Genomic DNA, 4,939 nt, shown 5'->3' with positions numbered 1-4,939 from the left:
GTGGGGTTGCGGTGGTTATGGCGGTGGGGAGACACCCGGTTACATTCCGAACCCGGAAGTTAAGCCTGCCTGCGCTGATGGTACTGCACTGGGGACGGTGTGGGAGAGTAGGTCGCTGCCGCACAATTTTTGAATGGGGTGAGAGGTCTTTGGTCGGGGTGTGTCCTTTGCGGGGCGCGCTTCGACCAGAGACCTCTCACTTTTTTGTGCCCGTTCACATCGCCGGACAGTGACTGTTCTCCAGGGGAAGTTCCCCGTGGATGAGGTACCGGTCCACGGCGTCGTCCACGCAGTTCGAGCCGGCCAGCAGATAGACCCCATGCCCGTCGCCGTCGTACGTGAGCAGCCGCGCGTTGTCCAGGTGTCCCGTCAGTGCGACCGACCAGCCATAAGGCGTCGCCGGGTCGCGGAGGGTGCCGATGACGAGGATCGGGGCGGAGCCTTTGGCGTGCGGGATCGGCCGTAGTGCCTTCGGCGGCGGTACCGGCCAGGACCGGCACTGTACCCATGCCAGGCCCAGGCCCCTGCCGAAGGTGCGGAAGTCCCGGGTCTGCCGTGCTGCCGCCTCGGCGGCCTGGCGCGTGGTATGCGGCCAGCCCGCGCACCGGATGGCCAGCCCGGCTACCATCTGGTTGCTCCACGTCCCGTCCGGGCGGCGGCCCATCAGTCCTTCGCCCAGCTCGGCGAGCAGTTCGCCGTCCTTCTCACGGAACGCCGCGCCGAGTGAGCCGATCCGCTCCCCGCCGGGCAGCGCGGGCAGCCGGTTGACCGCGAGCGTGATCTGCCGCCCGCCCGGATCGTCATAGTCCAGCGGCACCCGTACCTTCGCGCACGGGAAGCCCTGCCCGCAGTCCTTCCAGGCGGGGCGTTGCGCATAGTACGGCGCGAGGCCGGCCGACGGCGAGCTGCCGGCGTCCGGCGCGGGGACGGCGGGCGTGGGCCGGGCGGAGCGCAGCCGGTGAGCACCATGATGATCGCCGCCACCAGCAGCGCCACATGCATCACCAGGAACGCCGATCGGGTCTTTCCAGGCCGTTGGAAAAGCATGGGAAAAGGGTCTCCTGAACAATGCGGAACCGACAGTCGCGCACATCATCGGCGGAACATGAGAAATGTCGATCGTTTCATGTGATGCCTGTCATGAACGGTCGGTGATTCGGGCTACTATCCGGCCTTCCGCCGTTTCAGACACCCTTGTGGCAGCGAAGGCGAGCTTTCCCAGGGGCATTCTGGAGGACACGGATGATCGAGGTTGCCGGCCTCACCAAGCATTTCGGGAAGACCCGTGCGGTACACGGGCTGACATTTCAGGTGCGTCCCGGCGTCGTCACCGGATTTCTCGGGCCGAACGGCGGGCAAGGCCACCACAATGCGGTTGATCTTGGGTTTGGACCGCCCGACGAGCGGCGCCGCGACCGTCAACGGCATGCCGTATGAGCGCCTGGCCGCCCCGTTGACACAGGTCGGGGCCATGCTGGAGGCGCGCGGCGTACACGGTGGCCGCACTCCGAAAGCGCACCTGCTGGCGCTCGCGCAGAGCAACGGCATTCCGCGCCGGCGGGTCGGTGAGGTTCTGGAACTGACCGGGCTGTCCTCGGTGGCCGGAAAGCGGATGAAGGGCTTTTCGCTTGGCATGAGCCAGCGGCTGGGCATCGCGGCGGCGCTGCTCGGCGACCCGAAGGTGCTGATGTTCGACGAGCCCATCAACGGCCTGGACCCCGAGGGGATCAGGTGGATGCGCACCCTGCTGCGTGGGTTCGCCGCGCAGGGGCGCACGGTACTTGTGTCCAGCCACATCATGAGCGAGATGGAGGGCCTGGCGGACCACCTGATCGTGATCGGGCGCGGCGAGATGGTCGCCGACACCACCACCAAGGACCTGATCGAGCACAACGCCCGCGCCTACGTCCAGGTCCGCACCCCGGACCCTGCCCGGCTCTCCGCCGTGCTCACCGCCGAGGGGGCACAGGTCGCCGCGGCCGAGGGTGAGCTGCGGGTGACCGCGCTGGCCATCGAGCGGATCGCCGAGCTGGCCGCCCGCGAGGGCGTACCGGTTCACGAGCTGGCCCCGCAGCGGGCCTCGCTGGAGACCGCCTTCATGGACCTGACGGCGGTGGACGTGGAGTTCAGCAGCACGAACGTCAACGGCAGGGAGGGCACCCGATGACCGCGATCGGCGTTTTCGCGCGCTGCTCGCGGCCGCAGATCTTCAGGCGAGCCTGGGCGATCCGGGGGTGTTCTGGTCGGTGGCCCGGGGCGCGCTGCTGCTGCCGCTGGTCGCGCTGGCGGTGGGCACGCTGGTGCGCAGCTCCGCGGGCACGATCGCGATCATGATCGGTGGGATCTATCTGCCCGGATTCGTGGCGATGCTGCTGCCGAAGTGGCCGCGGGAGGACATCTACCCGTTCTTCCCGGGTGCGGAGTCGTGGGCGCGGTCGGCGGTCGGCGCCTCGGTGATCCTGACCGGCTGGACGGTCGTACTGCTGGCCGCCGCCGTGGTGGCGCTCCGCCGCCGCGACGCCTGACCGCCCGCGGAAGGGCTACAGCCAGCCCATCCGCTGGGCGGTGCGGATGGCCTCCAGCCGGTTCCCGGCGTTGAGCTTGGTCATCGCGCTGGACAGGTAGTTGCGCACGGTGCCCACGGTGAGGTGCAGCTCGGCCGCGATCTGGCCGACGCCGGCGCCCCGGTCGGCCAGCCGCAGCGCGTCCCGCTCGCGGGCGGTGAGCGGGCTGTCCCCGGCGGCCAGCGCGCCACGGACCAGGTGCTCGTCGTCGGCGAGCAGGACGCGGATCATGTCGGCATCGCCGCCCGCAGCAGGTATTCGCCGGTGCCGGTGGCGCCGGCGGACAGCGAGCCGCCCTCGGTGGAGATCCGTTCGGAGTCGGCGGTCCGCGCGTCCACGGCGCAGCGGATGCCCGCCACGTCGAGCACGGCGCGCACGCTGGCCAGCTCGGCGTCCAGGTCGATGTCCTGGTAGCCGCGTACGGCGGCGCGCACCTCCTACAGCGAGTCCCTGGCCAGCCTGCGCACCTCGTGCATCTCCTCGGCGGCCTTGGCCGGGTCCTTCAGGGCCAGTTTGGCCGACAGCTCGCTCTTCAGGCTGATCACCGACAGGCTGTGCCCGAGCAGGTCGTGCAGGTCGCGGGAGAAGCGCAGCCGTTCCTCCGAGACCGCGAGCTGGGCCCTGGCGTCCTGGCCCGCCTGGAGCCCCTGTGTCGCCCCCCACAGCCAGCGCAGCATCAGCATCAACCCCCTCCCAGGCGAACATGATCAGCAGGTTGACGCAGGTTGACGGCCCAGAAGGTCAGCCCGCCCGCGTCGTCGCCGCTGTAGACGATCGTCATGTACCAGAGGGGGACGACGGCGATGAAGATCCCCGCGGCGATGGCCGTCCTCAGCCGCATGTGCAGGACGGTCCCCATGAGCCAGAGGATGGCGGCGAGTTCGCCCCCGTACGGGTTCATGCCCACGGCGGCCACGGCCGGCAGCCCGGTGACGATGATGTCGGTGGTCGGCCGGGGCACCCCTTAGTGGAAGATCGTCCGGTTCATCCGCCAAAAGCCGACGTAGGCCGCGATCAGGCAGATCCCCGCGGCCACCGTACGCCACCGCAGCGAGGCGTCGAGCTCGTCGCCCGACATGAGCAGCAGCGTGGCGAGCTTCTGCAGGCCGACCAGCATGCCGAAGAACGCGCCGACGGTGGCGGCGGTGTAGGTGAAGATCCGGCGGGCCGCGTCCAGCCGTGGGATTCGCGTCATGCCGCTGGGCCCGTCCTTCTGGTGCGCATGGGGTGACCATTCGATTCTGCTATGCCACCAGGTACGCGGACCAGCCTCGGGGCGGCGTGGTGGAGCGCTAAGATCCCGTCTGCAACGGGGTTCGATCTGCGGCGACACAAGGTACGGGAATTGGTCAAGCGACATCGTTCTACTCGGACTCCGGCACGCCGCCGTCGCCCGGACCCGCGCACCCAGTGGCCCGACCAGGTGCGGGTGTGGCCGCCGGACGACCGTGAGGTCCGTCCACCGCGGCCCCCTCAAGATCTGCCGATCCTCTCGCCCGAGGAGTTCCAGGCGCCGCGGCGCGGCCGGGGGCGGGCCGCGGTGGCCGCGTCCGTCGTGGTCATGGCGCTGACGCTGGCGACCGGCGGGGTGTGGGCGGTGATGGGCCCGGCCGACTGCGCCGCCGCCGACCGGGTGCGGGTCACCGCCGCCCCGGAGATCGCCCCGGTGCTGCGCGCGCTCGCCGAACGCGACGCCGACCGGACCGGCTGCGCCCAGGTGTCGGTGCGGGCGGGCCGGTCGTTCGACGTCGCCGCCGCGCTGGCCGCGGGCGAGCCGGGGCCCGACGTGTGGGTGCCCGAGTCGTCGGGCTGGGCCGGCCTGGCCGCCGCCGGCGGCGCTCCCGCGCGGATCGGCGAGGCACGCGGCCCGTCGGTGGCGCGCACGCCGGTGATCCTCGCCGTACGGCAGGCGCGGGCCGGTCGCCTGGCCGCCGCCGCGGGCCGTCCGACCTGGGACATGGTGTCGGCGGGCGGCCGGGCGGGGCGGTTTTCCTTCCGGGTTCCCGACCCCCGGCGGTGGGCCGTGGGCCAGGCCGTACTCGGGCTCGGTGACCTCGGCAAGGACCTCTCCGCGCTGCGCGCCGCGATCGTGCCCGACCCGGCCGCCGCGCTCGACGTGCTCGGCGGCGACGCCGACGTCGCGGCGGTCACCACCGAGCAGCGGCTTTTCACGCACAACGCGGCCGATCCGGAGGTCCCGGCGGCCGGGATCTACCCGGAGGAGGGCGCGGTAAGCCTGGACCACCCCTTCCTGGTGCTCACCGAGGACAGCACCAGGCGGGCCACCGCGCTGGTCTTCCAGGACACGGCGACGTCGGCGGAGGGCAGGCGGGCCGTACGGCAGGCCGGGTTCCGCGACGGCGACGGGCGGGCCG

General features: G+C 71.3%; 7 protein-coding genes, 1 rRNA gene and 2 pseudogenes. 4 read left to right on the top strand and 6 right to left on the bottom strand.

Translation table 11 applies throughout. The annotated features are described in order from the left end of the window. The first annotated feature begins 7 nt into the window (after positions 1-7). Positions 8-124: ribosomal RNA gene (rrf, locus tag C1I98_RS35115) — 5S ribosomal RNA — on the top strand. A 90-nt stretch (positions 125-214) separates the two neighbouring features. Here the strand turns inward: rrf and C1I98_RS35110 are convergent. Continuing rightward, complete coding sequence (locus C1I98_RS35110) at positions 215-817, bottom strand: alpha/beta hydrolase (protein WP_158558310.1); 603 nt, start codon at positions 815-817, stop codon at positions 215-217. 425 nt (positions 818-1,242) lie between these two features. Between C1I98_RS35110 and C1I98_RS35105 the strand changes: the two are divergent. Continuing rightward, positions 1,243-2,167, top strand: a pseudogene (locus C1I98_RS35105) (ABC transporter ATP-binding protein). Positions 2,168-2,234: 67 nt separating this feature from the next. Next, the gene (locus C1I98_RS35100; protein WP_111171620.1) at positions 2,235-2,525 is read left to right on the top strand and encodes a hypothetical protein; all 291 of its coding nucleotides are present in this window, start codon (positions 2,235-2,237) and stop codon (positions 2,523-2,525) included. Positions 2,526-2,540: 15 nt separating this feature from the next. On the opposite strand, the pseudogene C1I98_RS35095 reads toward C1I98_RS35100, so the two are convergent. From C1I98_RS35095 to C1I98_RS35080, 5 genes and pseudogenes are all read right to left on the bottom strand, one after another. Then, positions 2,541-2,741 (bottom strand): annotated as a pseudogene (locus C1I98_RS35095) (response regulator transcription factor); the annotation flags it as partial. Positions 2,742-2,791: 50 nt separating this feature from the next. Beyond that, a complete protein-coding gene (locus tag C1I98_RS44635; RefSeq protein WP_233508449.1) occupies positions 2,792-2,998 on the bottom strand; it encodes a hypothetical protein in 207 nt (68 codons plus the stop codon). 3 nt (positions 2,999-3,001) lie between these two features. Then, a complete protein-coding gene (locus C1I98_RS44630) occupies positions 3,002-3,247 on the bottom strand; it encodes a histidine kinase (protein WP_233508448.1) in 246 nt (81 codons plus the stop codon). After that, on the bottom strand, positions 3,247-3,525 hold the full coding sequence (locus tag C1I98_RS35085) for a hypothetical protein (RefSeq protein WP_111171619.1): 279 nt from the start codon (positions 3,523-3,525) through the stop codon (positions 3,247-3,249). The genes C1I98_RS44630 and C1I98_RS35085 overlap by 1 nt, the downstream gene beginning before the upstream one ends. Positions 3,526-3,528: 3 nt before the next feature. Continuing rightward, the gene (locus C1I98_RS35080; protein WP_111171618.1) at positions 3,529-3,759 is read right to left on the bottom strand and encodes a hypothetical protein; all 231 of its coding nucleotides are present in this window, start codon (positions 3,757-3,759) and stop codon (positions 3,529-3,531) included. Between the two features lie 150 nt (positions 3,760-3,909). On the opposite strand from C1I98_RS35080, the gene C1I98_RS35075 reads away from it, so the two are divergent. Then, on the top strand, positions 3,910-4,939 hold a 1,030-nt coding region (locus C1I98_RS35075), incomplete at its 3' end, for a substrate-binding domain-containing protein (RefSeq protein WP_158558309.1).

Source organism: Spongiactinospora gelatinilytica (assembly GCF_003236385.1).
Taxonomy (GTDB): domain Bacteria; phylum Actinomycetota; class Actinomycetes; order Streptosporangiales; family Streptosporangiaceae; genus Spongiactinospora; species Spongiactinospora gelatinilytica.
The sequence above is the reverse complement of the archived record's forward strand: the minus strand, read 5'-3'. Positions and strand labels throughout refer to the sequence as shown.